The organism is Spirosoma fluminis (genome assembly GCF_054778895.1).
Genome location: NZ_BAAGZD010000004.1, coordinates 231,517 through 254,134, shown reverse-complemented (window position 1 = coordinate 254,134; position 22,618 = coordinate 231,517). Strand labels below are relative to the sequence as shown.

The following is a 22,618-nucleotide window of genomic DNA, read 5'->3' as shown; positions in this document are numbered from 1 at the left end:
GTTAAAGTCCCACTATGAACAAACGTATCCGGCAAGCCAGCTACTTTCTTTCCAGTCAGTACTTCTCGAATGGTCTACGGATTACGCTGTCCATATTGCTTCCTTCCCTGTTGTTCGCACAGATGGGGCAGCTTCAGACCGGCATGGCGATGTCGCTCGGAGCCTTAAGTGTCAGCCTGAGTGATGCCCCCGGTCCTACCGCTCACCGACGTAACGGCATGGCGGCTACGGTACTGGCCGGATTTGTGGTAACGATTGTGACCGGTTTCGCCCGGCTGAATGTCTATACCTTGGGCCTGGAAATTTTCCTGTTCGGGTTTATATTCTCAATGCTTGCCGTGTACGGTAACCGGGCCACTTCGGTTGGAACGGCGGCCTTGCTGGTGATGATCCTGATGATCGACCGACCGCTCGATCCCGCCGGGGTTTTACTCGAAAGCGGACTGATCCTGGCCGGGGGGGTATGGTACACAGCAATCAGTATGCTCTCGTCCCGGTTGCAGCCCTACCGGTCAGCGCAGCAGGCACTAGGTGAATGTATTCACGAAATAGCTAAATTTTTAACGATCAAGGCTGCTTTTTATACGGTTGCCACGCAGTTAGACGACGACTATCGGAAGCTGTTAGCCCAGCAAGTCGATGTCAGCGAGAAGCAGGACGCCGTTCGGGAGATTTTATTCAAAAGTAGACGCTTCGTGGCCGAGTCAACCCGAACAGGTCGGCTGCTGGTGCTGACCTTCGTGGATGTGGTTGATCTGTACGAGCAGATTATAGCGATGTACTACGACTACTCAGACATTCGCGAACGATTTGGCCACACGGGCGTCCTCGACCGAATCGCCAAAGTCATACGCGGGTTAGCCACCGAACTCGATCATATTGGGCTGAACATTCAATCGCCCGTTTCGATACCCATTCACCGGGCTACTGATTTTACGCCTTTGCTGGAAGACGTAAAACAGGGCATCGACGCGCTCGGGGACGAGGAGGGCAGCACGCTCGTGCTCAAAAAAGTGTTGGTTAGTCTGCGTAATCTGAGTCAGCGCTTAATTACCATTCAGCGCAACCTTACTGCGCCCGACGTTGGCCCCATCCGCAGCGATCTGGAATACGGGCGGTTTGTGTCTCACCAGGAAATTGACGTTAAATCCATTCTGGATAATCTGACCCTCAATTCATCGGTTTTCAGACATTCGGTCCGTGTGGCGGTGGCCATGTTGCTGGGTTTCGTTCTGACCAAGCTCAGCTCCTACGGTCACCACAGTTACTGGGTGATTCTGACTATTTCAGTCATTCTGAAACCCGCCTTTAGCCTGACCAAACAACGGAACATCGAACGTATTTCGGGCACGCTCGTAGGTGGACTTATTGGGTTGGTAATTCTCAAATTCATACCCGATTCGACCATTCATTTTGTCTTTATGGTGCTGTTCATGCTGGGCACATACAGCGCCCAGCGGGTGAACTACATTGTTATGGTCGTCTGCATAACACCCTTCGTGCTCATTCTATTCAGCTTCCTGGGGGCCAGTTACCTGGGCGTTGCCGAAGAACGCTTTCTGGATACCCTGTTCGGTGGCGTTATTGCTTTAGCAACCGGATATCTTTTGTTTCCCAATTGGGAGTCCGACCAGCTGGCGAAGCCCATGAAGGCCCTGTTACTGGCTAACGTACGTTACATGCAGCTATTATACGATGGACTATTGGGCCGTTCCATCAATCTGGTTGATTATAAGCTGGCTCGTAAAGAGGTCTACGTAACCTCGGCTAACTTGGCAGCGGCCTTTGAACGGATGGTGTCAGAGCCCAAACATAAGCAGCGGAACGAACGTATCATTTACGAATTTGTAGTGCTGAATCATATCCTGTCGGCCAATATCGCCACCATAACCTCAGCGTTAGTCAACAGTACCCCTACCGTGCATTCGTCCGGGGTATTACGCCCGGCGAAGCGGGCACTCTTTGCCCTGACCGAAAGTCTGCGTCAACAAGGTGTAGAACCTGAACAGCAAAGCGCCAATGCCCCCCCGGTTCCTTCTAGCCCAGACAACGTAACGCCCGACGATCCGCTGCTTACCGAACAACTTCAGTTCATTCAGCGAGTCAGCAGCGACATAAGCAAACTACTGGAAAAAGTAAAACGATAAACGCGCGGCCCGTTTTGAGTAACGGCAGAAATCGCAAGTCGAGCGGTACGTCTGGTGGCCAACGAATTGCGTTTCTTTGCAATGCATTAGTAATCAAACCATTTACTGCATGAACATTAGAACCATCCTCTTTTTAGCCGTTTTGTTAACGGCGTTCGAAAACAGTTTTGCCCAGCAATTAACCACCATACCCGGCGGAGGCAACAAAAAAGCGTCGGTCTCGGAACAGATCGGCCTGGCAAACATCACGATCCACTACGACCGGCCCGGTGTGAAAGGGCGCGAAGGCAAGATCTGGGGTACGACCATTGCCCACAACGGCTTTCAAGATTTGGGTTTCGGCACGAGTAAGTCGGCTCCCTGGCGGGCGGGTTCCAATGAGAACACCACCATTCAGTTCTCACACGACGTACAGGTTGAAGGGAAACCGCTGGCAGCGGGTACCTATGGTTTGTTCATGGCGTTGGGCGATCAGGAAACCACAGTCATCTTTTCAAAAAATTCAGCTTCCTGGGGCAGCTATTACTACGACCCTAAGGAAGATGCTCTGCGCGTAACGGTAAGAAACCAATCGCTCGACAAAAGCGTCGAGTGGCTCACTTATCAGTTTATCAATCAAACGGATAGCTCGGCTACGATTACCTTGCAATGGGAAAAGCGTATGATTCCCTTTACTGTAACCGCAGATGTGTACAACCATCAGTTAGCCTCGTTCCGGAATGAGCTGCGCACCACGCCTGGTTTCGCCTGGCAGTCTTTTGTGCAGGCCGCATCCTATTGTCTACAGCAAAAGCGCGATTTAGATCAGGCACTTGCCTGGGCTGATCAGGCGATTAGTGCGCCTTTTATCGGTCAGAAAAATTTTCAGACCCTCAGCACGAAAGCCTCTATTCTGACTGCTCTGGCCAAGCCAGCGGAAGCAACCGCCCTCATGAAAGAAGCCTTACCGATGGGTAGTTTAAACGAGCTGCACCAATATGGGCGTCAGTTGCTGGCACAGAAGCGGTTTCAGGAAGCGTATGACGTGTTCAAAGTCAATTATGACAAAAATCCGAACCAGTTCACGACAAATGTTGGCCTGGGGCGAGGCTTATCGGGTATTGGTAAAAATAAAGAAGCACTTCCTTACATGAAAGCCGCGCTGGCGCAGTCACCTAATGGCCAGAACAAGACGAACGTAGAGAACATGATCAGGCTGCTGGAAGAAGGCAAAAACGTGAATTAACTTAGCTTCTCCCATCTGTATTACACATAAACACAAAGCCCCGGCGAGTGATCGTCCGGGGCTTTTCAGTGCTGCTATGAGTAAAACCATAGAACCACCCTGAAAGTTTATACTACGGAAAATAGCTGAATAATTTTTCAGTAAAGTTTAGGCACTGTAAATCCGTTAACCGTTATTAGTTTTGGTTAACTCAATTGCTGTATGCCTTTTTTAGTTCTTGACCTGGAAATGACTGGCCCAGAGCCAGATTACAACGAGATTATTCAGATTGGTGCCGTTCTCTTCGACGAGAATTGGGTTGAAAAAGGGCAGTACATGACGAATGTCTATCCCGAGAATGAAGATGCGTTCTCGTCCTCTTCCGAAAAAATACACAATCTCTCGCTGACCGATCTGCAGGATGCACCCATGATGTACGATGTACTGCCCGAGATGGAAGAGTGGATTTGTGATCAGTTAGGGTTGCGCGTCCCCAAAGGTCAGCTAGACCGTACGCCTTACCTGCGCGATGTAGTTATCTGCGGCCAGAGCGTGATCAACGACATCAACTTTCTCAGGGAAGCGTACCGCTATGAGAAGCTGAAGTGGCCATATTCACGGGTGCTGGTCGACCTGCACACGCTCAGTTATTTTCTGTTTCGGGTGCTGAAAGCCAATGGTCGCCGGGTGCCGGATCGGCTTAGCCTAACCGCCATTGCCAGCTACTTTGGCCTGGCTCGCGAAGATGGCTTTCATAACGCGCTGGAAGATGCGGTACTTACCGCGCAATGCCTGAAGGAAGTATTCAAGCTGAGCGATGGCATGAAACTAGCGGTTTAGCTCTCCGTTTCCGGCGCCATTGCCAGGCCCCGAATCCACCCGTAATCAGCAGCAGTCCGCCGGCCACCCAGGGCCAGCGGCTGCCCGCCCTGAGCGGTTCTGTATCGCCGACCAGGATCAGGCCCGCCCAGAAGTTGGGGAGTTGCTCAGCTCCTCCGGCCGATCTAAGCCAGTCCTGCTTTGCCCGTTGCAGAGCGAGATCTTTGGGCATGCCCTCATCCACGTACTGATAAAACAGATTGGTCAGCTTATAGGTAGCATCGTTTTCAACGCTCCACAGGGTGGTCAGGATACTTGGTGCACCCAGGCCGGCAAAACCACGGGCCAGACTAAACACGCCTTCTCCCTGTTGATTGGCCCCTACCCCCGTTTTACAGGCCGCCAGAACGATCAGTTGTGCATTTGGTAAACTGCCGTCGCCCAAATCGGAAAGCCGCAGCGTTGAATCCGCAAAATAAAGGAGTGGTTCGCGCTCCGAGCTGTCGGCTATAGCGTGCGTAAATAAATGAATCACACGGGCATCCGCAGCTTTTTGTAAAAACGCCCGCCGGGTAGCCTTTTGATAGGTCAGCAGGGTTGGCGACCTAAAGCGGCTGGCAATCGACTGCAACGCTACGTCGGAGCCCGGCAGGGCAACCTGGCCCAGAGCTGTCGCAAACCGTACCGGCGCTACACCCAGAAAATCAGTCACATCGAATGCAGATTTCCCCGTATTATCCGCATTACTTTTTAACAACAGGCCAGCCGAGTATGTATAGCTAAACGCATAATCAGTAACCAGATACGCAGGTAGGCTAGTTGACCGGCTCAACGTTTCAAACGGAATAAATACCCCATCCGGAGATACTGCAACCCGGCCTGCGGGCACCCGAAGCGACGCCATGAGTTGTTGGTATAAGCCATGTCCTAAGCTCAGAAACTGGTTCAGGTTCGCTTTACGGTTCATGGCGTCGGCGTTACTCAGCAGGTCCATAAACGCTTTTACGTTCTGGTTATACGTGTCGACAGGTTGCCGGATCAACGTACTGCTTGTGTCTGTAACGCCTAATACGTAGAGCGCTTTATCGCCCACGAAGTAGCTCAGAAAGTAGGTATCCAACGCCCCCAGCTTACGACGTAAATCGGCCAGCGAGGGTGTAGTATTGTCGTATTTATAGCGAAAATAGGCGCTGTTGGTCACTTCCAGATGTTTCCGGAACGCATCCAGCTTATCCTGTTCAATTAGCAGGGCCGTACGGGCTTTGGCGTAGGCTACGCTGTCGGAAGCTGCCTGAGCCAGTTTAATTTGATACAACCCAACCGACCGTAATAAACGCTGTTCTTCGGCCATCTGCGATGGCGAAAGTTTTTGCCGTGCGCCGAGTTCGTTTAGCTTATCCGTTAGCATCACCGCCCGGCTTTTTTCCAGAAACCGAAAAGCCTGTTCGGTATCTTTCAACCGATAACACGTTTCAATCGCGCGTTCATACATAGCCCGCGTCTTCTGCCGCCAGAACAGCTTTGACTGCTGACCTACCTGCTGCCAGCGCATGATGTCGACCATATCGTCAGCAATTTGATACGTTTCCAGGGCATTACGCAGGTACTGCTGGTTGTTCGTCGCCTTGGCGTAAGCCAGCCACGTATCGGCTTTATCCTGCATAATCGACAGCAGAATTTCCTCGTGGGTAATTAACCGGATGGATTCAGCCGACGGATTTTTGGTAACGTTCTTATTCCTGAATGAAATTGGAAGCAGCTGAAACGCGTCCTGGAAATAATGCAGTGCCTGCTCGTAGGCCTTCCGGCTTCGGTAGATGCTGCCAATATTATCAAGGCTGATCGCTTTATTATGCTTTTCAGGGTAGTTAGTATAAGCCAGCTCAAAATAAGCCTGCGCTTTATCAAGCTCGTTCCGCCTGAAATAAAGGTCGCCGATGCTATTGTACGCATGAGCCGCCTGATCCAGATAACCGATGGCTTTATACGCATTAGCCGAACGCTCCAATTCGCGAAGGGCTTCTTCCGTTCTATTCTGCGATCGGAAAATAATGGCTAAGATTCCCCGGCTTACGTTCTCAATGTCGCTGCCATACGGGTCATTTCTGGCTAGCTCAATGCCCGCACGCGCCATTTTTTCGGCCTGCGCTAAATCGCCCAGGTTGATCTGGTTACGGGCGATTTCGATGGAACACTCGGCGAGCAGAAGCTTATCCCGTTGAATGAGAGCGGTTTGATAACTCTCCTGCGCTTTAATAAGTGCCTGCTCGTAATCCCCGCGAAGGTACAGGACCTGAGCCTGGCCAATGAGCGCCCGGGTAACATTGGCGATTTGAGCAAGCGACTGTTTCCCGAGCGTAATACACTGCTGATATGCCTCAAAGGCTTCTAGGGATTGATTGTCAGCCCGCAGATAATTTCCTAGATAATAAAAAGCCTGTATGCGTCGGATCGGCGCTGTGTCCGGCGACTTCCGGCTGTTTATGCCGATACTGGCCCTGGTCAGTTTGATGGCCTGCGCGTTGTTACCGGCGTAACTCTGCGCGTAGCCCAGGAGAAACAAAACCTCGGCGTAATTCGAATCCTGAACCGCCCGGCAGCGGTCGAGTTGGGCTTTTAACTGAGAACAAGCCGGCAGCCACTGCTCGGTTGGCCCTTCTTTAATGGTTATAATCCGTTTGGCAACAGCCACCGCATCCGCGCACTGGCCCCAAAGTAAGGTGGTAGCAAAACACAGCACGAGGGCTAAGGTGAAGCGGAAAATCATTTGCTGCTTTCTTGTAAACCAATACGTTCAGCAACAAAAGTAATTCGATCTCCGCAAAAACGTCTCTACACCTTATCGACCGCCCGTTTTCATTGTTTTCAGCAATACCGGCTGGCCAACCATCTTCGCCATAATCTGATTCAGCTCGTTCGGATCGGGAATCTTAGGTCGGGGCGGGCGGGGAGCCTGGAACGAATCGACACCGTACATTACCTCGCCTGGGCTCGCTACAGTCCCCTTTTTTTGAGCGGCCTTCCCGCTTGCTTTACCGCCCTGGCTTTGTACTGCCCCAATATTTTTACCGCTGACAATCACCGTTCCGTCGGCGCTGACGTGCATCGAGTCGGCCCTTATGGGTGCCTGTCCGTTTCGGCTGGGCGTTTGCTTCAGGAAATAATCTATCCACTCCGTAATGTGCTGAACCGATGTGCCGGGTTCAAATTTCAGCACCAGTTTATCCTGCTGATTCATTAACGCATTCACCGCTGAAACGGCCGATTTCTTTATAACTTTAGTAGTATTCATAAGGCGTTCGGGTTATCAATCTAATTTATCGAGCAGTTTTTCGGCCTCAGCTTTTCCTTCCAGGTTCTTATTGACTACCTCCTCCAGCAGCTTTTTTGCCTGACTCGTATCCGTCGGTTGACCTCGTTTTATACGGGCAAGCGCTTCGTAGAACGAGCCGGGGTTTGAAAATAAATCAGTACGTTCGCTCAGTCGATGGAAGCGGTCGATGGCCTGGTCGTACTCGCCCTGACGAAACGCAGCAATACCCGCGTATTTCAGCGCCCGGTCGTTGGCAGGCTGGTTAGTCATTACGCTTTCGAACACAGCTTCTGCTTCGGCCAGCTTGTTTTCGTTAAATAAACCAACGCCTGTTTCCAAGCTGTCGGTCTCGCCACCCATGGTCGTGCTCAGCTGACTGAATGTAGCGCTGATGTACGTGTCTGCCAGTTGCGCAGCCCCCACCGCCTCGTTGCGAAGCCGATAAACCGACCAGCCCAAACTGAGAATGAGCACAATACTGGCGGCCGCGGCCCAGCGTATAGGCGCACTCATCAGCGGTTTACTCGTGCGTTGGCGCAGGGCATCGAGTTCGGCCTGGCGTTCGGCGCGGGCTTCATTCCTGGCAGTTTGTTTGGCGAGTACGTAAAACGCGAGCGCGTCGGCCACGGCGGGGTCGGTACGTAGCGCCGTTTCGAACTGAGCTCGCTCACCGGCAGAGAGTTGCCCGTTTACGTAATTTTCAATGGTTTCCAGATCAATCATAGGGTTGCGCGATATCGTTCACGAAGTTTATCCAGGCAACGTAAGCGGCTGGTCTTGGCCACGGCAGCGGTATTATACCCCATAGCCGCAGCAATCTCGTCATCCGAGTACCCCTCCCCCCATGACAGAATCATGGCACGGCATTTCTCGCCCAGTTCACGCAGATGCCGGTAGAGATTTTCTACGTCACTCTGCGCAATTAAACGCTGCACCGCCGACTTGGCCTCGTCGGGCAATTGCATCAGCGAATCATCCAGCGAGAAGGCATCGTGTACGCTACTTCGATTAGTCGTTTTTTTTCGAATTGCGTCAACACATTTGTTCGTAAATATTTGATAGAGATAGGTTTTAAGTTCCGAACGCCCTTCAAAACGGCCCGTTGTGATGTGCTCGAAGATCGTTAAAACCGCGTCAGAATAGGCACTGGCGCATTCATCTTCACTTAACCGGTGCTTACGTGTACCATCGGCGATGAGGTAATCATATTTCTCGTACAACTTGTTTTCGTAAAGCCGACGCTGGGTTCCGCCCGCCCGAATACCGGCCATTAAATCAGCATCGGGGAGCTGCCGGGAAAAAAGTCGCATACCATAAACGGGGATTGTGTGCCCGTAAGGTACTAAAAATAGGAGCTTGGTTTCGCTACAGAACTGAATTTCATTAAGATGGGTTTGTAAACGGCGAAAGCCGGTCTGCTACGTATCAACGCGGACCGGCTTTCGCAACCTCATAGTAAGTTTGGTAACTTTTAAATCAGAAAAGGCCGGGGACTAAAGCACAGCACGAAGATGAGTAACGCCAGCCAGCCCAACACCTGGCGTGTTGCATTAAGTGGCTCTTCCTGTTCAGTTTCAGGGTGATATACGCCTAAAAACCGCCCCACTACAAAAACAAATACCAGAAAATTAGGGTAACCCTCCCAATCCGGACGTATCCACGAGCACAGCAGTTGCAGGGCAACAACGCTCATTGTAATGAACCATACGGTTGTGCGGTTCTCGCTGATCCGCGAAAAGCACAACGACAGAAACAAGATGTACAGGCCGAGATAGCCCAGTTCCGTAAAAAAGGCTTCGTTTGAAGGAATCGCGAAATCGACCGGTTTGAAAAACCCAAGCCCGGCATAAAACGCGAACGTAATAAACAGAGCGGGTGCTATCCAGCGGTACCGTTTCGGCCCAACGAGGGCGTACAGGATATGTCCGCCATCGAGCTGACCAATGGGGATCAGGTTAAGCGACGTAAAGAACAGGGCCAGGTAGCCAGCCAGTACGTATGGATAATGCATCATTTCGTTGGGATGAGGCACACGAGCCGGGTCTGCTACGTACTGTTTGAAAAAGCTGAATAATAGATTGTCACCCAAACCGACCGCTGCGTCCGGCGGCAGATTCGCATAGGCGTATTTACCATAATCAAGCCCCCACTTCTGGTATTCAGGGTGAATGGTGAAGATAAACTCCGGCGGGGGCAGGTGAGTAAACGCGTACCACAACACGGCAAGCGCCAGCACAAATCCCGCCAGCGGGCCAGCAATGCCAATGTCGAAGTATTTTCGGCGACTGTTGATGTAGTCTTGAATGCGGATAAAAGCCCCCAGCGTTCCGATGCTTTGCCCAATACCCAGCCACAGCGGAATATAATACGGTAGGGTTACCCGAACGCGGTTTGCTTTTGCCGTGAAATAATGCCCAAATTCGTGTACGGTAAGAATCGCTAGGAACGGTACTGAAAACTGGAATCCGTCCACGAATTCGGCCCAGCCCAACGGTTTCATACCCTTGACCCCCAAGCTTTCCATAAAGCTCTCCGGCAGGAACACTCGGCCGTACATCCACTCCGCCCCGGCCAAGGTTGTGGTGACAAGCGTAATTAAAAAAAGACCTCCATGAAGGAGGTACGTTTTGGTACGTGGCGTCATACAGGTAACGCGGGTAGAAACCCACAGTAAACAGCGGCACGGGCTTCCCACCCGCGTTACTTACTTATCCTCTAAATAATCTAAAATCGTTTCGGGCGGTTGCACATGCACCGCCTGAATACCCAACTCCGCAGCCGCCCGGATGTTCGCAGCATTGTCGTCGAAGAAAGCCGTTTCCTCGGCTATCAGACCCGCTTCGGACAACACATGCTGGTAGATCTCCGGCGAAGGCTTCGCCATCCGTACTTCATACGAATAAAATACCCGCTCGAAGAGTTCTTCCAGCGTTGGCTGGCCCATACCCGTCAGGACGTGGTTCACCTGCCGAATGTGGATGGGACTGGTATTACTGAGCAGAAACAGCCGGTAATTGGGTTTCAACGCTTTGATGCGCTCAATTCGTTCAAGCGGCAGATCAAGCAGCACGGTATTCCAGGCCGTATCGATGATCTCATCGGCCCACGCATCCGACGCGACCGTTTCGGTACCAGCTTCTGTGGCCCGATTCCTTAACAACTCCCGAACGTGGCCCCGGAACGATTCATCGTCGATCAGACCGGTTTCGTACCGATTGATAAAGTCGTGCTGTTTCCAGATCGCCCGCACCTCCTCTTCGGGCAGTTTCGCCAGCATGGCGAAGTTGCGGATAGGCGCCGTCAGGTCAATGGGTATGATGACGTCACCAAGATCAAAAATGAGGTTTTTAAGCGTTGCCATGTGGGTTGATTATACCATTCTAATTTTACTGGTTGTAGAGCAAAGGCATTCCGTTTGGAACAAACAACTTACTCAACCACCACGCCCATTGAGCAGAATTTATCGATACGCTGGTTGATACGTTCCTGTGGATCAATAGCACTGAGTTCGGCTAACGTATCGAGAATGACCCTTTTGAGGTGATTGGCCATTTCAGTGTGGTCATTGTGCGCACCACCCAGCGGTTCGTCAACAATACCGTCTACGAGCTTGAACGAAGTCATGTCCTTGGCCGTCAGCTTCATGGCTTCGGCCGCCTGCTCCTTATAATTCCAGCTTCGCCACAGGATGGTTGAGCAGTTCTCAGGCGAAATCACCGAATACCACGTATTTTCCAGCATGAGCACGCGGTCGCCGATGGCAATGCCCAACGCGCCCCCCGATGCCCCTTCGCCAATGACAATGCAGATAACGGGCACCGTCAGCATGAACATCTCTTTCAGGTTGCGGGCGATGGCTTCGCCCTGCCCACGCTCTTCGGCTTCCAGACCCGGAAAGGCTCCGGGAGTGTCGATCAACGTAATGATTGGTTTGTTGAATTTCTCGGCCAGTTTCATCAGCCGCAGGGCTTTCCGGTAGCCTTCGGGGTTTGGCATTCCGAAATTACGGTGCTGACGCTGCTTGGTGTTACGTCCCTTCTGCTGACCAATGATCATTACTGTTTGTCCATCTAACTCGCAGAACCCCCCAACCATAGCCGGGTCGTCGCGAACGGTCCGGTCGCCGTGCAGTTCAATGAACTGATCGCACATCAGCGAGATGTAATCAAGAGTGTATGGCCGGTCGGGGTGGCGGGACAACTGAACCCGCTGCCAACGCGTAAGGTTCTGATAAATCTCCCGCCGAAGCTTGTCGATACTTTGTTCAAGAACACCAACCGCTTCACTAACATCTACGTTGCTGGTTTGCGCCAATGTTTTGGTTTCCTCCAGCCGCGATTCCAGGTCGGCAATGGGCTTTTCAAAGTCTAGGTATGTTCTCATAAAAGAAGGGAGGAAGGGGGAAAGGGACAAACGGGAGGAGAGACAAACCCCTTTCCTCCTTCCTCCCTCTCTTCCCTTTGCTCTTTATAGTTCAAAGCTTTCGCCTTTTTTCGGAATAATTACCTGCGGGTAACCCGCTTCGGCCAACGTCGCCTTAAACGACTCCATGCTCTCATATTCTCCGTGAACCAGGAAAATATTCCGGAGTGTTTCGGGCGACTGCATGCCCACAAAATTCATCAGGTCGTTTCGGTCGCCGTGACCGCTGAACACGTCAATTTTCTCGATTTTTGCCAGCACCTGGTGGTCTTTTCCTTTGATACTCAGCGTCTGCTGCCCATTGAGCAGCCGCCAGCCGAGCGTTCCTTCGGCGCAGTACCCGATAATCAGGATGGTTGAATACGGATTGCTGATGTTTTCGGCAACGTGATACTCGACCCGACCGCCCTGTACCATACCCGACGAAGAGATGATGATGCAGGGTTCGCCGTAGTTTGAAACCGCTTTACTAGCTTTTGAAGACTCCAGAAACTGAAAATTCTGAAAATCGAACAGGGCTTCGTTTTCTTTATAGAACTCCTTGGCCTCCCCGTTCAGCATCTTCACGTGCTGCGAATAGATCTTCGAGCTTTCGAACGCCATGGGGCTATCCGAAAAAACCCGAATAGGCGGAAAGTCGCGTTCGGTATACAGGCGGTTCAGCGTATACAGTAAGGCCTGGGTCCGCCCCACACTGAACGAAGGAATAATGAGTCGGCCGGGAATGTCGATACACGTCCGCTGAATAACGTCGGCCAGCGCATCTTCGGGCGACATCATATTTTCGTGGAGCCGGTTGCCGTAGGTGCTTTCGCAGATCAGATAATCAACCTGCGGAACAGGAGCCGGATCGACCAGGAGCGGGTAATTGCGACGCCCAATGTCGCCGGAGAAGCAAATACTTTTCCGCTCGCCGTTTTCAACTACGTTGATCACAATATGAGCGGCCCCCAGCAAGTGGCCAGCGGGAATGAACGTAACATCGACGCCATCGGCTACTTTAAACTTTCGGTTAAAGGCAATGGGCACTACGTTCTCCATAGCTTCGCGGACCTGTTTATCGAGAAACAAGTCTTTCTGCATCTGTGCCTGCCGATCTTTTACGCGCTGTTTCTTACTGGCGTTCAACTCATTAATACGCTTCTGATTCAGGGAAGCCGCATCTTTGAGCAATACGTTCGTCAGAGCGAATGTCGGTTCGGTGCATAAGATCTGGCCTTCGTACCCTTCCCGAAACAAGTTGGGTAAATTTCCCGAATGGTCGACGTGAGCGTGCGTGAGTAGGACTAAGTTTATGCTTGAAGCCTCAAACGGAAAGAATCCTGGATGAGGAGTTGTTGGGACCGCTTGACCGTTGGAACCGGATCGTTCCATGTCCGACCCACAGTCAATCAGGATGCGGTAATCATCCTCCAGTTCCAGCAGGTACATACTACCTGTAACCTGCCGGGCTGCCCCCAGAAATGCTAATTTCATGCGTATAGCTTAAATAGCCAGTGGCTTTTGATCAAAATCGTTAAAGGGTGGTTTAGCGCAAGTTGGGTGGTACGAATTACGTAAGTTTGCAAAAGTACAAAATACCACCCGAATCGCCTAACTGTTCCCAAACGCGCTTTATGCCCTATTTTACCTCTTTCCTACGGGTCAACCCGCTCGTTTTTCTATTTGTTTTTTTTACGGCCATTCAAGCCTTTCCGCAGGACCAGCCGGCTGTCGATTCACTGGCAACGCAACGGCTTTTAAGACAGGTAGAAGCGTTTCAGGCCGGGCCCGCCGTCCGCTTCGGAACCGTTGCGCTTTCGGTTCGTCGCGTGCGGGATGGCGAAGAGCTGATTGGCTACAACGCCCGCCAGAGTCTGCCTTCAGCCTCTACGCTTAAACTGATTACTACCGCTACGGCCCTGGTGGTACTGGGGCCAAGCTATACATATACCACGACACTCGAATACAACGGCACCATCACCGACAGCGTGCTTACGGGTAACCTGTACATCCGCGGCACGGGCGACCCATCGCTGGGCAGTTGGCGATACCCCGGCTACAATGACGTATCGGCGCAGCTCAAAAGCTGGTCGGACGCAGTGCGAGCCGCTGGTATTCGCCGGATTCAGGGGGCGGTAGTGGGCGATGCCAGTATTTACGATGACCTGACTACACCCGACACCTGGCCGTTCGGCGATTTGGGTAATTATTACGGTGCCAGCCTAAGCGCACTTAATATGAACGAAAACTTGTATCGCGTATTTTTCCGGCCCGGCAAATCAGTGGGTGCCCAGGCGACAGTATTACGTACCGATCCATTAATTCCATACGTAACGTTTCGCAATACGGTCACCACCGATGCGGCCAATACGGGCGATCAGGTAAACATTTACGGTACGCCGTTCATGAATCAGCAGTGGCTGACCGGGAAAGTGCCGATGGGCGAACCCGCGAATGAATTCAGCGTAAAAGGGGCCCTGCCCGACCCGGCCTATTTTGCCGCTTATGCCTTGCAGGAACAGCTCATCCAGGAGAACATAACGATTAGTGGACCACCGGTCTCCCTGGGGGGCGGTCAGTCGACAACGGTTGTTACGTCGGGAAAACGAACGGTGCTCAATCAGCATAAATCCCCGGCCTTGACCGAGTTGATTCAGCAGACAAATTTTCAGAGCATTAATCTATACGCCGAGGCCATGCTGCGTACTACGTCGCTGGCGCTTGCCAAACCGGTTCGCTCCACCGAAGCGAGTATTGATGCGCTGGTAACATTCTGGAAGACTAAAGGAGTAAATCTGGAGGGATTTCGCATTCGGGACGGCAGCGGTTTATCGGCCGTTGGTGCGCTCACCGCCGACAATATGACGGGCATTCTGAGTGCGATGGGCCGCGAAAAAACGTTTCCGCATTTCTACGCAACGATCCCAGTTGTGGGGCAGAGCGGTACGGTCCGTACCTTGGCCAGAGGGACGGCCGCAGCGGGTAACATCCGGGCAAAGAGTGGCTCGATTGAGGGAGTCCGGGCGTATGCCGGCTATTTCACCGCCAGCGACGGCGAGCCGATGACCTTTTGTGTGCTCGTCAACAAGTTCACGCCCGGCCAGAACCGTGCGGTTACCGCCGAACTGGAGAGGATTTTCGTGAACCTGGTGAAGCTATCGGGGAAATGAGGGTAAGTAAGTGGAGCGAGTAGAATAGATCGGTATAAACCTAATCGCTTGGTACACTCACTTCACTTATTGACTTATTATCCAGCTCACTCACCCGACTCGTGTTCGCAGATTGTTACTACGTTAAACCAATACTGGCCAATTGCCTTAGTCACCTCGCTTAGCCGCTGAAAGGTAGGCGGTTTGGTAATGAAGCTGTTGGCCCCGTTGAAATACGAGGTTTCGATATCATCTTTCGCGTCGGAAGTCGTCAGGACAACAATCGGAATATGGCGCAGTTGCTCACTGCTCTTGATTTCACGCAGGGCCTCGCGACCGTCTTTACGGGGCATGTTCAGATCCAGCAGAATCAGTTCGGGCAACGAATGTTCGGCACCAACGTAACGGCCTTCATACTTCAAAAAGTCAAGCAAATCCTCACCGTCTTCGGCAAATGAGATGCGGCTGGAGGGATAGTGCTGATGAAAAGCCTCACGAGTGAGGTAACGGTCGTCCTCATCGTCATCAACCAACAGTATATGAATAGGCTTCGGTTGAGTTTGGTCGGTCATAGTTCTGCAATAATTGGCTTTCAGGTAAGACTACCACGAAGGTTGTGCCCTGATTGGGCTGGCTACGGGCGGTGATATACCCCTGATGATACACAACAACCCGCTTGCAGATAGCCAGTCCGATACCGGTACCTTCAAAAGCGGTTTTGCCGTGCAATCGTTGAAAAACTTTAAAGATATGGTCTAGGTATTTTTCATCAAAACCGATTCCGTTGTCTTCAATAATTATTTCGAAATAACGGCGGCCCGCCACCAGTTCCGGATAGTCACTGCCATCAACGGCCCGCGCTTCAATCCGTAAAACGGGCTGCGCATCGGTCCTTACAAATTTAAGTGCATTCGAGATTAAATTATTGAACAGATGATCCATCTGACTAGATACTGCCGGAATCATAGGTAACCATCCGATTATTACCTGCACATTCAATCCTTTGATTCGGAGTTCCTGATCGTCCAGAATTCGGCGGACAATATCATTCAGTTTAACGGGCTCAAAGTCCTCACGGTGATTCGATATACGGGAAAAATTCAGCAGGTCTTTGATCAGCTTCGACATTCGTTCGGCCGAATGGGAAATCTTGTTCATGAACATCCGGCTGTCACCATCGAACAAATTACTGTACCGCTCCGTAATTAAATCGGCAAACGACTGAATCTTACGCAGCGGCTCCTGCAAATCGTGGCTGGCCACGAAGGCAAAGCGCTCCAGTTCATCATTGGAAGCCTGCAACTGCCGGATCTGCTCTTTCAGTTTGACCTCAAACGCCCGAAGCTGATCTTCCGTTTCCTGCCGGTGCAACAACTCCTGCTCCAGCAGCCGGTACGAAATCGCTAACGTAATGAATGTTAACAGCGACAGCGAAAAAATAAGGATGATGGTGTGGCGAAAGGACCGTTCGGCCTGATCATTTCGCAGCTCCACCAGAATCTGCTCCATGTCGACCATAATAGCCACCTGCCGACGTAACGCATCCATACGTCGTTTCTCTTCGGCACTTAACTTTAAACTGGCGATCTTATCGACCGGCGGCTGGTTGATACGTACCTTGGTAATCTCCAGCTTCGCCAGAATGAGCTGCTCAAGCTTCCTGACCCGTTTCTGCGGAGATTCATTCGACCCCATCAGACTACGCAGCCGCGCCATTTCCTGCGGTAACTGATTGACACCCAGATCATACGGCTCCAGATAACCGGGATCGTTGGTTAATGCATAGCCTCTGGCCCCGGTCTCCACGTCCTTCACCAGCGATAGAATCGTTTCAATGGCGCTGGTGACTTCGTACGTGTGCCGGACCTGTTTGGTCGCTTCCCGATATTGGGTGTAGCTATAAAAGGAAATGGTAAACCCCGACGCAATCAGCACCATCGCCACAACGAAGCCCAACGCAATGCGTCGGCTCATGAGTTTGGGTGCAAATCGGTTAATTAATTTCATAACGCCGGTTAATCGTGTACGTCGCAAAGATAAAAAAGACAGCGCAAACCTGACGAACCGGCCTACGCCCTACCCGCCGGTTTGTTTCTACAACGTCTCGACCATGATATTATGATTGGTATAGATGCAGACGTCGGCGGCAATGTGTAAGCTCTCCCGTACCATCTCTTCGGCGGAGAGCGCAGCCGCGTGCTTTTTCAGGGCGACGGCCGCCGACTGGGCATACATCCCGCCCGACCCGATGGCCGCTACGTCATGATCGGGCTCGATCACGTCGCCAGTACCCGACACCAGCAGCAGGTCATCCTTCGAGGCAACGATCATCATGGCCTCAAGCTTACGCAGGTACCGGTCTGTACGCCAGTCTTTTGCCAGTTCAATAGCCGCCCGTTTCAGATTGCCGCCGTAGGCATTCAGCTTTTCTTCGAACCGTTCGATCAACGTAAAGGCATCGGCAGTTGATCCCGCAAAGCCGGCCAGTATTTTTCCGCCCATCAAAACGCGGACTTTCCGAACATTGCTCTTGGCGACAGTATTACCCATCGTAGCCTGCCCGTCGGCACCGAGCGATACTTGCCCGTTATGCCGGATGCCGACAACAGTGGTAGCGTGAATTACAGGTTGCATGAATTGTGATTTGGTTGTGTAGTATAACACGTTTGGGGTAAATTTCGTCCGTTACACGGTAAAAAAGCGGTTGAACAAACCTAATAAATGGTCGGTTCAGCGAATACACCATATTGCAAAACGTGTATGAAGGCCGCTTTCTTGTTTATTTTACTGGCATCACTGTATAGTACAGCGCAAACGGTCCCATCTCGCCTGGAAGAAGCCATATCTTTTGGCGCCTATCAGCCCGTTGGCGTCGCCATATCGAAAGCTAACCGATTGTTCGTTTCGTTTCCCCGCTGGACCGATACGTATCAGTATGGGTTAGTCGAAGTAACGAAAAACGGCCAGCGCAAACCCTTCCCGGATGCGGCCTGGAATCAATGGGACACGACGGCCCCTCAACAGCATTTTGTTAGTGTGCAAGCCTTGTTTATCGATCAGGACGACGCCCTCTGGGTACTCGACCCCGCTAACCCAAACTTCGGCAAGTCGATCCCGGCCGGGGTTAAGCTGTTACGTATCGATTTGGCCACCAATCGAATTACGAACACGTACCGCTTCAACGATCTGCCCCTAAATCAGGCTGGTCTGAACGACGTACAGGTCGATCCGCGTCGGCAGGTGGCTTACTTATCCGATCCGGGTCGGGCTTGTCTGGTTGTGCTGGATTTGAAAACGGGAAAAAGTCGCAGTGTGCTCACCAAACACCCATCTACCACGGCCGACCCAAGTGTGATCTTAACCATCGACGGGAAGGAAGTCCGCGACAATAGCGGCAAACCGTTTTCCAGTCATGTCAACGGCATTGCCCTTACGCCCGACTTCAGGTATTTGTATTACCGGCCAATCACCAAAAAGCGCTTGTATCGCCTTGAAACGAACCGGCTGAGCGATGCATCGCTTACGGATCAACAGCTAGGTGCTTACGTAGAAGATATAGGTGAAGCCGGCATTTCGCATGGTATGATTGCCGATCAGGCTGGGAATGTGTATATGGGAGATTCGCCAGCGAAAACGATCCGGCGCATGACACCGGCGGGTAAACTTGAAACGGTGGTAACCGATGAGCGGCTGCTTTGGCCCGACAGCTACGCCATTACGGCGGATGGGTATCTCTACGTAACGGCGGCCCAGTACGAGCGACTTCCTAAATTCAACGGGGGCGTCAGTCAGGTAAAAGAGCCTTACTGGCTATACCGGGTAAAACTACCGCGTAACTAACAAGATCAAACGGTTACTCTTTCAGTTCGGCGAAGGGGATAGGCCGATTGACGCTTTCCTCGAGCGATATAAACGTTTCAGTACGTTGGATACCGCTGACTTTCTGAATTTTATCATGTAGTACCTCGCGCAGGTGCTGCGTATCGCGGCAGACGATCTTGGCAAAGATGCTATAGATACCCGTTGTATAATGAATATTGACCACCTCCGGTATGCTCTCCAACTGCTTCGACACTTCGGCGTATAACGAACTTTTGTCGAGGTAGATGCCTAGAAATGCGCTAATATCCCAGCCTAGTTTGGCGTGGTCGATCACCAGCTGCGATCCGCGTACGATACCCATCTGCTTCAATTTATTCATCCGAACGTGAACCGTCCCTCCCGACACGAAGATTCGTTTGCCAATTTCGGTATAGGCCATATTTGCGTCCTGCATAAGCAGACTGAGTATTTTCAGATCGGTATTATCAATCTCTAAATTTTTCTCGACCATTTTTTAATAGTTTTTGATGAATGCTAACAAAAGTATCTATTTTTTAAACAAACGCTAAATTTTCAGAAATTTTCATGTAAAATTTGCAATCAACTAACTGGCTATACTATATTTGCATTGTCAAGTTGATCGAGCGGGGTCACACGCCGATCTTCTTGACAACTTTTCTCACACTGTAGGATGTCGAAATTGGCAGACGTGCCCTCCTGTCTCGGGGGTGGTGATAAGGGATAAACGCAGCATAATGCCGCCCGCAAGGGCGACTGGGGTTGACCACCAGGATTTGTACTGTAGCTAACTGCACCGTGGGCGGTTCGAGTCCCCCTCCTACAGCACTTGTCCAAGTCACGGACATTTACGATTTTAGTTTGTTGATGAAGTGTAATTGAACACGCCGGCTCCCTGATGAGTCCGGCGTTTGTTTTTTCTACTCAGCCTGTTCTGCCCAAAAGCGGACTTTTTTGCTTATTTTTGCGGTTTATAGCTTGTATGAATGCACTACGTAAAATTCATACGTTCTACATCGTAAATCGCAATTCACCTACGTGAAACATATCCGTAATTTTTGCATCATCGCCCACATTGATCACGGCAAGAGTACGCTGGCTGACCGACTGTTAGAATTTACCAAGACGGTTGGAGCCCGCGACATGCAGGCCCAATTGCTGGACGATATGGATCTGGAGCGCGAGCGGGGCATCACCATCAAGAGCCACGCCATCCAGATGAACTACACGTACCAGGGTGAGACCTATACGCTGAATCTGATCGATACGCCCGGCCACGTCGACTTTTCCTACGAAGTATCGCGCTCGATTGCCGCCTGCGAAGGAGCGTTGCTGCTGGTCGATGCTTCGCAGGGTACCGAGGCCCAGACGATCTCAAATCTGTATCTGGCCCTGAATAATGATTTGGTTATCATTCCGGTACTAAATAAAATTGACTTGCCGGGTGCCATGCCCGAAGAGGTAAAAGACGAAATGGTGGACCTGCTCGGCTGCGAACGAGATGACATCATTCCGGCCAGCGGTAAGGAAGGCATCGGTGTGCCCGAAATTTTGGCGGCTATCGTCGAACGGATTCCGGCTCCTAAAGGTGATCCCAACGGCTCGCTGCAGGCGTTGATTTTCGACTCTCATTTCAATTCGTACCGGGGTATCGAAGTTATCTTCCGGAATGTCAACGGGCGTATTCGGAAAGGCGACCGGGTGAAATTTATGAACACCGGCAAGGAGTATATTGCCGATGAAGTGGGTACGCTTGGTTTGTCGCAGGTGCCAAAAGACGTTATCGAATGTGGCGACGTAGGCTACCTGATTTCCGGGATTAAAGTGGCCAAAGAAGTAAAAGTGGGTGATACCATCACTACGCTTGACAATCCGGCTACTACTGCCATTCAGGGTTTTTCGGAAGTCAAACCAATGGTATTTGCCGGGATTTACCCCGTCGAGACCAGCGAGTTCGAAGACCTGCGTGACGCCATGGAAAAGCTACAGCTAAACGATGCGGCTCTGGTCTGGGAACCCGAAACATCGGCAGCGCTGGGCTTTGGGTTCCGATGCGGCTTCCTCGGCATGCTCCACATGGAGATCGTGCAGGAACGGCTGGAACGCGAGTTTGATATGACCGTTATTACAACTGTACCGTCGGTGCGGTTCGAGGTCGTAACCACTAAAGGTGAGGAACTGCAGGTGTCGGCACCCGCTGAGATGCCCGAACCGAACCTGATCGATTACATCGAAGAACCCTTTATCCGGGCGCAGATCATCACGAAAGCCGAGTACGTTGGCGGCATAATGGGTCTGTGCATGGATAAGCGTTCCAACCTCAAAAACCAGGTCTACCTCACCGCCGACCGGGTCGAACTACAGTTCGAAATGCCGCTGGCGGAGGTCGTGTTCGACTTTTTCGACAAGCTCAAAACCATTTCGCGAGGTTATGCGTCGCTCGACTACGAGTTTATGGACAACCGTGAGTCCGACATGGTGAAGCTGGACGTAATGCTCAACGGCGATAAAGTCGACGCGCTGTCGGCCATTGTTCACCGGTCGAAGTCGTATGAATGGGGTAAAAAATTGTGCGAGAAACTTCGGGAGTTGATTCCCCGGCAGCAATTTGAGATAGCTATTCAGGCCGCTATCGGCCAGAAAATTATTGCCCGTGAAACCCTGAGTGCCCTGCGTAAAGACGTATTGGCCAAGTGTTACGGGGGGGATATTTCCCGGAAGCGTAAACTGCTGGAGAAGCAGAAGAAAGGTAAAAAGCGGATGCGTCAGGTCGGTAACGTAGAGATTCCGCAGGAAGCCTTTATGGCCGTTCTGAAAATCAATTAAGATCCTGTCAATTTTGCTGCGTACAGGCCCGTCGGTATACCGACGGGCCTGCTTTATTTGTTAGCGGGCCAATCCATCGCGACGAGCGCGGGTACGTACCCGGTCGGCCCGGGTCCTGCTGTCGGGGTGGCTCGAGAGAAACGTAGTGATACGTCCTCCGCTGTTCCCGCCACTTAGCTTGGCCAGTTTTTCGAATGAAGTAGCTAAGGCCATGACGCTATAGCCGTTTCGTTTCAGAAAATCATAGCTGTAATCATCGGCCTCCGTCTCCTGCTGGCGGCTAAACGACGCGCCTACCAGGTAGTCTGCAGCCCCAGCCAGTTGCGACCGCGATACCTTGCCAACCACGCCCGACTGAGCAGCGCCGACATTCCGCAAAGCTGACCGACGAAGTGCACCTTTCATGGCATCACGTGAGTCGTGATTAATGACGTGGCCAATTTCATGACCCATAATGGCCAGCAGTTCGTTGTCCGTCATGATGTCCATAAGCCCTTTAAAGACTCGTACGCTGCCGTCGGCGGTAGCAAACGCGTTCACATCGGGAACCATGTACACCTTGTAGTTGATGGGCAAACCCCCGATGGTCCGGTGACGGCTGACAATTCGGTTCAGCCGCTGCGTGTAGGGGTCATTCGGTCCGGCGATGGGGTTTTTAGCATCCATCTCCTGTATAGCCTGTCTGGAATACTGAGCCACCTGAGCGTCGGACAATGTAATTGAGCCGGCTCCTTCCATCAGCGCCTGCAGGAGATTCGGGTCGATCCGTATCTGAGCCAGCAGCGAAGTTGATACGCCGGCTACAAAAAAGAAACTACTGAGTATGCGTTTCATGCGTTATATCGGTTGAGTATGACTGGGTAGAACAGGCCATCGTTCCGGCCCATTTCGTTTCGTTACTTATCCCTATTGACTA

19 protein-coding genes are annotated in these 22,618 nt (G+C 51.7%); 6 read left to right on the top strand and 13 right to left on the bottom strand.

Features of this window, described 5'->3' with window-relative positions; all coding sequences use genetic code 11:
- The first annotated feature begins 14 nt into the window (after positions 1-14).
- The 3 genes from ACYVBJ_RS06480 to ACYVBJ_RS06470 all read left to right on the top strand — a co-directional run bounded on the left by ACYVBJ_RS06480 (position 15) and on the right by ACYVBJ_RS06470 (position 4,191).
- Positions 15-2,147 carry an FUSC family protein gene (locus ACYVBJ_RS06480; protein WP_460981478.1) on the top strand — a complete coding sequence of 711 codons (2,133 nt, stop codon included), beginning with the start codon at positions 15-17 and terminating at the stop codon, positions 2,145-2,147.
- 109 nt (positions 2,148-2,256) lie between these two features.
- Complete coding sequence (locus tag ACYVBJ_RS06475; protein WP_460981477.1) at positions 2,257-3,372, top strand: DUF2911 domain-containing protein; 1,116 nt, start codon at positions 2,257-2,259, stop codon at positions 3,370-3,372.
- 201 nt (positions 3,373-3,573) lie between these two features.
- Positions 3,574-4,191 (top strand): 3'-5' exonuclease, encoded by a 618-nt coding sequence (locus ACYVBJ_RS06470; RefSeq protein ID WP_460981476.1) that lies wholly within the window; start codon positions 3,574-3,576, stop codon positions 4,189-4,191.
- On the opposite strand, the gene ACYVBJ_RS06465 is transcribed toward ACYVBJ_RS06470, so the two are convergent.
- The 8 genes from ACYVBJ_RS06465 to ACYVBJ_RS06430 all read right to left on the bottom strand — a co-directional run bounded on the left by ACYVBJ_RS06465 (position 4,157) and on the right by ACYVBJ_RS06430 (position 13,381).
- The gene (locus tag ACYVBJ_RS06465; protein WP_460981475.1) at positions 4,157-6,937 is read right to left on the bottom strand and encodes a CHAT domain-containing protein; all 2,781 of its coding nucleotides are present in this window, start codon (positions 6,935-6,937) and stop codon (positions 4,157-4,159) included. The genes ACYVBJ_RS06470 and ACYVBJ_RS06465 overlap by 35 nt on opposite strands.
- 72 nt (positions 6,938-7,009) lie before the next feature.
- Positions 7,010-7,462, bottom strand: a complete 453-nt coding sequence (locus ACYVBJ_RS06460) for a hypothetical protein (RefSeq protein ID WP_460981474.1) — start codon at positions 7,460-7,462, stop codon at positions 7,010-7,012.
- A 15-nt stretch (positions 7,463-7,477) separates the two neighbouring features.
- Positions 7,478-8,206 carry a tetratricopeptide repeat protein gene (locus tag ACYVBJ_RS06455; RefSeq protein WP_460981473.1) on the bottom strand — a complete coding sequence of 243 codons (729 nt, stop codon included), beginning with the start codon at positions 8,204-8,206 and terminating at the stop codon, positions 7,478-7,480.
- Complete coding sequence (locus ACYVBJ_RS06450) at positions 8,203-8,793, bottom strand: RNA polymerase sigma factor (protein WP_460978082.1); 591 nt, start codon at positions 8,791-8,793, stop codon at positions 8,203-8,205. The genes ACYVBJ_RS06455 and ACYVBJ_RS06450 overlap by 4 nt, the downstream gene beginning before the upstream one ends.
- 161 nt (positions 8,794-8,954) lie before the next feature.
- Complete coding sequence (locus ACYVBJ_RS06445; RefSeq protein ID WP_460981472.1) at positions 8,955-10,127, bottom strand: site-2 protease family protein; 1,173 nt, start codon at positions 10,125-10,127, stop codon at positions 8,955-8,957.
- 60 nt (positions 10,128-10,187) lie between these two features.
- Complete coding sequence (locus ACYVBJ_RS06440; RefSeq protein WP_460981471.1) at positions 10,188-10,844, bottom strand: HAD family hydrolase; 657 nt, start codon at positions 10,842-10,844, stop codon at positions 10,188-10,190.
- Positions 10,845-10,912: 68 nt separating this feature from the next.
- Entirely contained in the window at positions 10,913-11,866 is a 954-nt protein-coding gene (locus tag ACYVBJ_RS06435; protein WP_460981470.1) for an acetyl-CoA carboxylase carboxyltransferase subunit alpha, read from the bottom strand.
- A gap of 84 nt (positions 11,867-11,950) precedes the next feature.
- Positions 11,951-13,381 carry an MBL fold metallo-hydrolase RNA specificity domain-containing protein gene (locus ACYVBJ_RS06430; protein ID WP_460981469.1) on the bottom strand — a complete coding sequence of 477 codons (1,431 nt, stop codon included), beginning with the start codon at positions 13,379-13,381 and terminating at the stop codon, positions 11,951-11,953.
- Between the two features lie 140 nt (positions 13,382-13,521).
- On the opposite strand from ACYVBJ_RS06430, the gene dacB reads away from it, so the two are divergent.
- A complete protein-coding gene (gene dacB, locus ACYVBJ_RS06425) occupies positions 13,522-15,057 on the top strand; it encodes a D-alanyl-D-alanine carboxypeptidase/D-alanyl-D-alanine endopeptidase (protein WP_460981468.1) in 1,536 nt (511 codons plus the stop codon).
- 86 nt (positions 15,058-15,143) lie between these two features.
- On the opposite strand, the gene ACYVBJ_RS06420 is transcribed toward dacB, so the two are convergent.
- The 3 genes from ACYVBJ_RS06420 to hslV form a co-directional block, all read right to left on the bottom strand.
- Entirely contained in the window at positions 15,144-15,608 is a 465-nt protein-coding gene (locus tag ACYVBJ_RS06420; protein ID WP_460978088.1) for a response regulator, read from the bottom strand.
- The gene (locus ACYVBJ_RS06415; protein WP_460981467.1) at positions 15,562-17,043 is read right to left on the bottom strand and encodes a sensor histidine kinase; all 1,482 of its coding nucleotides are present in this window, start codon (positions 17,041-17,043) and stop codon (positions 15,562-15,564) included. Before ACYVBJ_RS06415 ends, ACYVBJ_RS06420 begins: the two co-directional genes overlap by 47 nt.
- Before the next feature lie 87 nt (positions 17,044-17,130).
- On the bottom strand, positions 17,131-17,670 hold the full coding sequence (gene hslV / locus ACYVBJ_RS06410; RefSeq protein ID WP_460981466.1) for an ATP-dependent protease subunit HslV: 540 nt from the start codon (positions 17,668-17,670) through the stop codon (positions 17,131-17,133).
- Between the two features lie 126 nt (positions 17,671-17,796).
- On the opposite strand from hslV, the gene ACYVBJ_RS06405 reads away from it, so the two are divergent.
- Positions 17,797-18,876, top strand: a complete 1,080-nt coding sequence (locus ACYVBJ_RS06405) for an SMP-30/gluconolactonase/LRE family protein (protein ID WP_460981465.1) — start codon at positions 17,797-17,799, stop codon at positions 18,874-18,876.
- 13 nt (positions 18,877-18,889) lie between these two features.
- On the opposite strand, the gene ACYVBJ_RS06400 is transcribed toward ACYVBJ_RS06405, so the two are convergent.
- Complete coding sequence (locus ACYVBJ_RS06400; protein WP_460978092.1) at positions 18,890-19,369, bottom strand: Lrp/AsnC ligand binding domain-containing protein; 480 nt, start codon at positions 19,367-19,369, stop codon at positions 18,890-18,892.
- 545 nt (positions 19,370-19,914) lie between these two features.
- On the opposite strand from ACYVBJ_RS06400, the gene lepA reads away from it, so the two are divergent.
- A complete protein-coding gene (gene lepA, locus ACYVBJ_RS06395) occupies positions 19,915-21,702 on the top strand; it encodes a translation elongation factor 4 (RefSeq protein ID WP_460981464.1) in 1,788 nt (595 codons plus the stop codon).
- A gap of 60 nt (positions 21,703-21,762) precedes the next feature.
- On the opposite strand, the gene ACYVBJ_RS06390 is transcribed toward lepA, so the two are convergent.
- The gene (locus ACYVBJ_RS06390) at positions 21,763-22,536 is read right to left on the bottom strand and encodes a M48 family metallopeptidase (protein ID WP_460981463.1); all 774 of its coding nucleotides are present in this window, start codon (positions 22,534-22,536) and stop codon (positions 21,763-21,765) included.
- Positions 22,537-22,618 lie beyond the last annotated feature (82 nt).

What these genes read in the sequence shown, in the direction of transcription:
- ACYVBJ_RS06480 (WP_460981478.1), top strand. Translation starts at nt 15, where the DNA reads ATGAACAAACGTATCCGGCAAGCCAGCTACTTTCTTTCCAGTCAGTAC.
- ACYVBJ_RS06475 (WP_460981477.1), top strand. Translation starts at nt 2,257, where the DNA reads ATGAACATTAGAACCATCCTCTTTTTAGCCGTTTTGTTAACGGCGTTC.
- ACYVBJ_RS06470 (WP_460981476.1), top strand. Translation starts at nt 3,574, where the DNA reads ATGCCTTTTTTAGTTCTTGACCTGGAAATGACTGGCCCAGAGCCAGAT.
- ACYVBJ_RS06465 (WP_460981475.1), bottom strand. Translation starts at nt 6,937, where the DNA reads ATGATTTTCCGCTTCACCTTAGCCCTCGTGCTGTGTTTTGCTACCACC.
- ACYVBJ_RS06460 (WP_460981474.1), bottom strand. Translation starts at nt 7,462, where the DNA reads ATGAATACTACTAAAGTTATAAAGAAATCGGCCGTTTCAGCGGTGAAT.
- ACYVBJ_RS06455 (WP_460981473.1), bottom strand. Translation starts at nt 8,206, where the DNA reads ATGATTGATCTGGAAACCATTGAAAATTACGTAAACGGGCAACTCTCT.
- ACYVBJ_RS06450 (WP_460978082.1), bottom strand. Translation starts at nt 8,793, where the DNA reads ATGCGACTTTTTTCCCGGCAGCTCCCCGATGCTGATTTAATGGCCGGT.
- ACYVBJ_RS06445 (WP_460981472.1), bottom strand. Translation starts at nt 10,127, where the DNA reads ATGACGCCACGTACCAAAACGTACCTCCTTCATGGAGGTCTTTTTTTA.
- ACYVBJ_RS06440 (WP_460981471.1), bottom strand. Translation starts at nt 10,844, where the DNA reads ATGGCAACGCTTAAAAACCTCATTTTTGATCTTGGTGACGTCATCATA.
- ACYVBJ_RS06435 (WP_460981470.1), bottom strand. Translation starts at nt 11,866, where the DNA reads ATGAGAACATACCTAGACTTTGAAAAGCCCATTGCCGACCTGGAATCG.
- ACYVBJ_RS06430 (WP_460981469.1), bottom strand. Translation starts at nt 13,381, where the DNA reads ATGAAATTAGCATTTCTGGGGGCAGCCCGGCAGGTTACAGGTAGTATG.
- dacB (WP_460981468.1), top strand. Translation starts at nt 13,522, where the DNA reads ATGCCCTATTTTACCTCTTTCCTACGGGTCAACCCGCTCGTTTTTCTA.
- ACYVBJ_RS06420 (WP_460978088.1), bottom strand. Translation starts at nt 15,608, where the DNA reads ATGACCGACCAAACTCAACCGAAGCCTATTCATATACTGTTGGTTGAT.
- ACYVBJ_RS06415 (WP_460981467.1), bottom strand. Translation starts at nt 17,043, where the DNA reads ATGAAATTAATTAACCGATTTGCACCCAAACTCATGAGCCGACGCATT.
- hslV (WP_460981466.1), bottom strand. Translation starts at nt 17,670, where the DNA reads ATGCAACCTGTAATTCACGCTACCACTGTTGTCGGCATCCGGCATAAC.
- ACYVBJ_RS06405 (WP_460981465.1), top strand. Translation starts at nt 17,797, where the DNA reads ATGAAGGCCGCTTTCTTGTTTATTTTACTGGCATCACTGTATAGTACA.
- ACYVBJ_RS06400 (WP_460978092.1), bottom strand. Translation starts at nt 19,369, where the DNA reads ATGGTCGAGAAAAATTTAGAGATTGATAATACCGATCTGAAAATACTC.
- ACYVBJ_RS06390 (WP_460981463.1), bottom strand. Translation starts at nt 22,536, where the DNA reads ATGAAACGCATACTCAGTAGTTTCTTTTTTGTAGCCGGCGTATCAACT.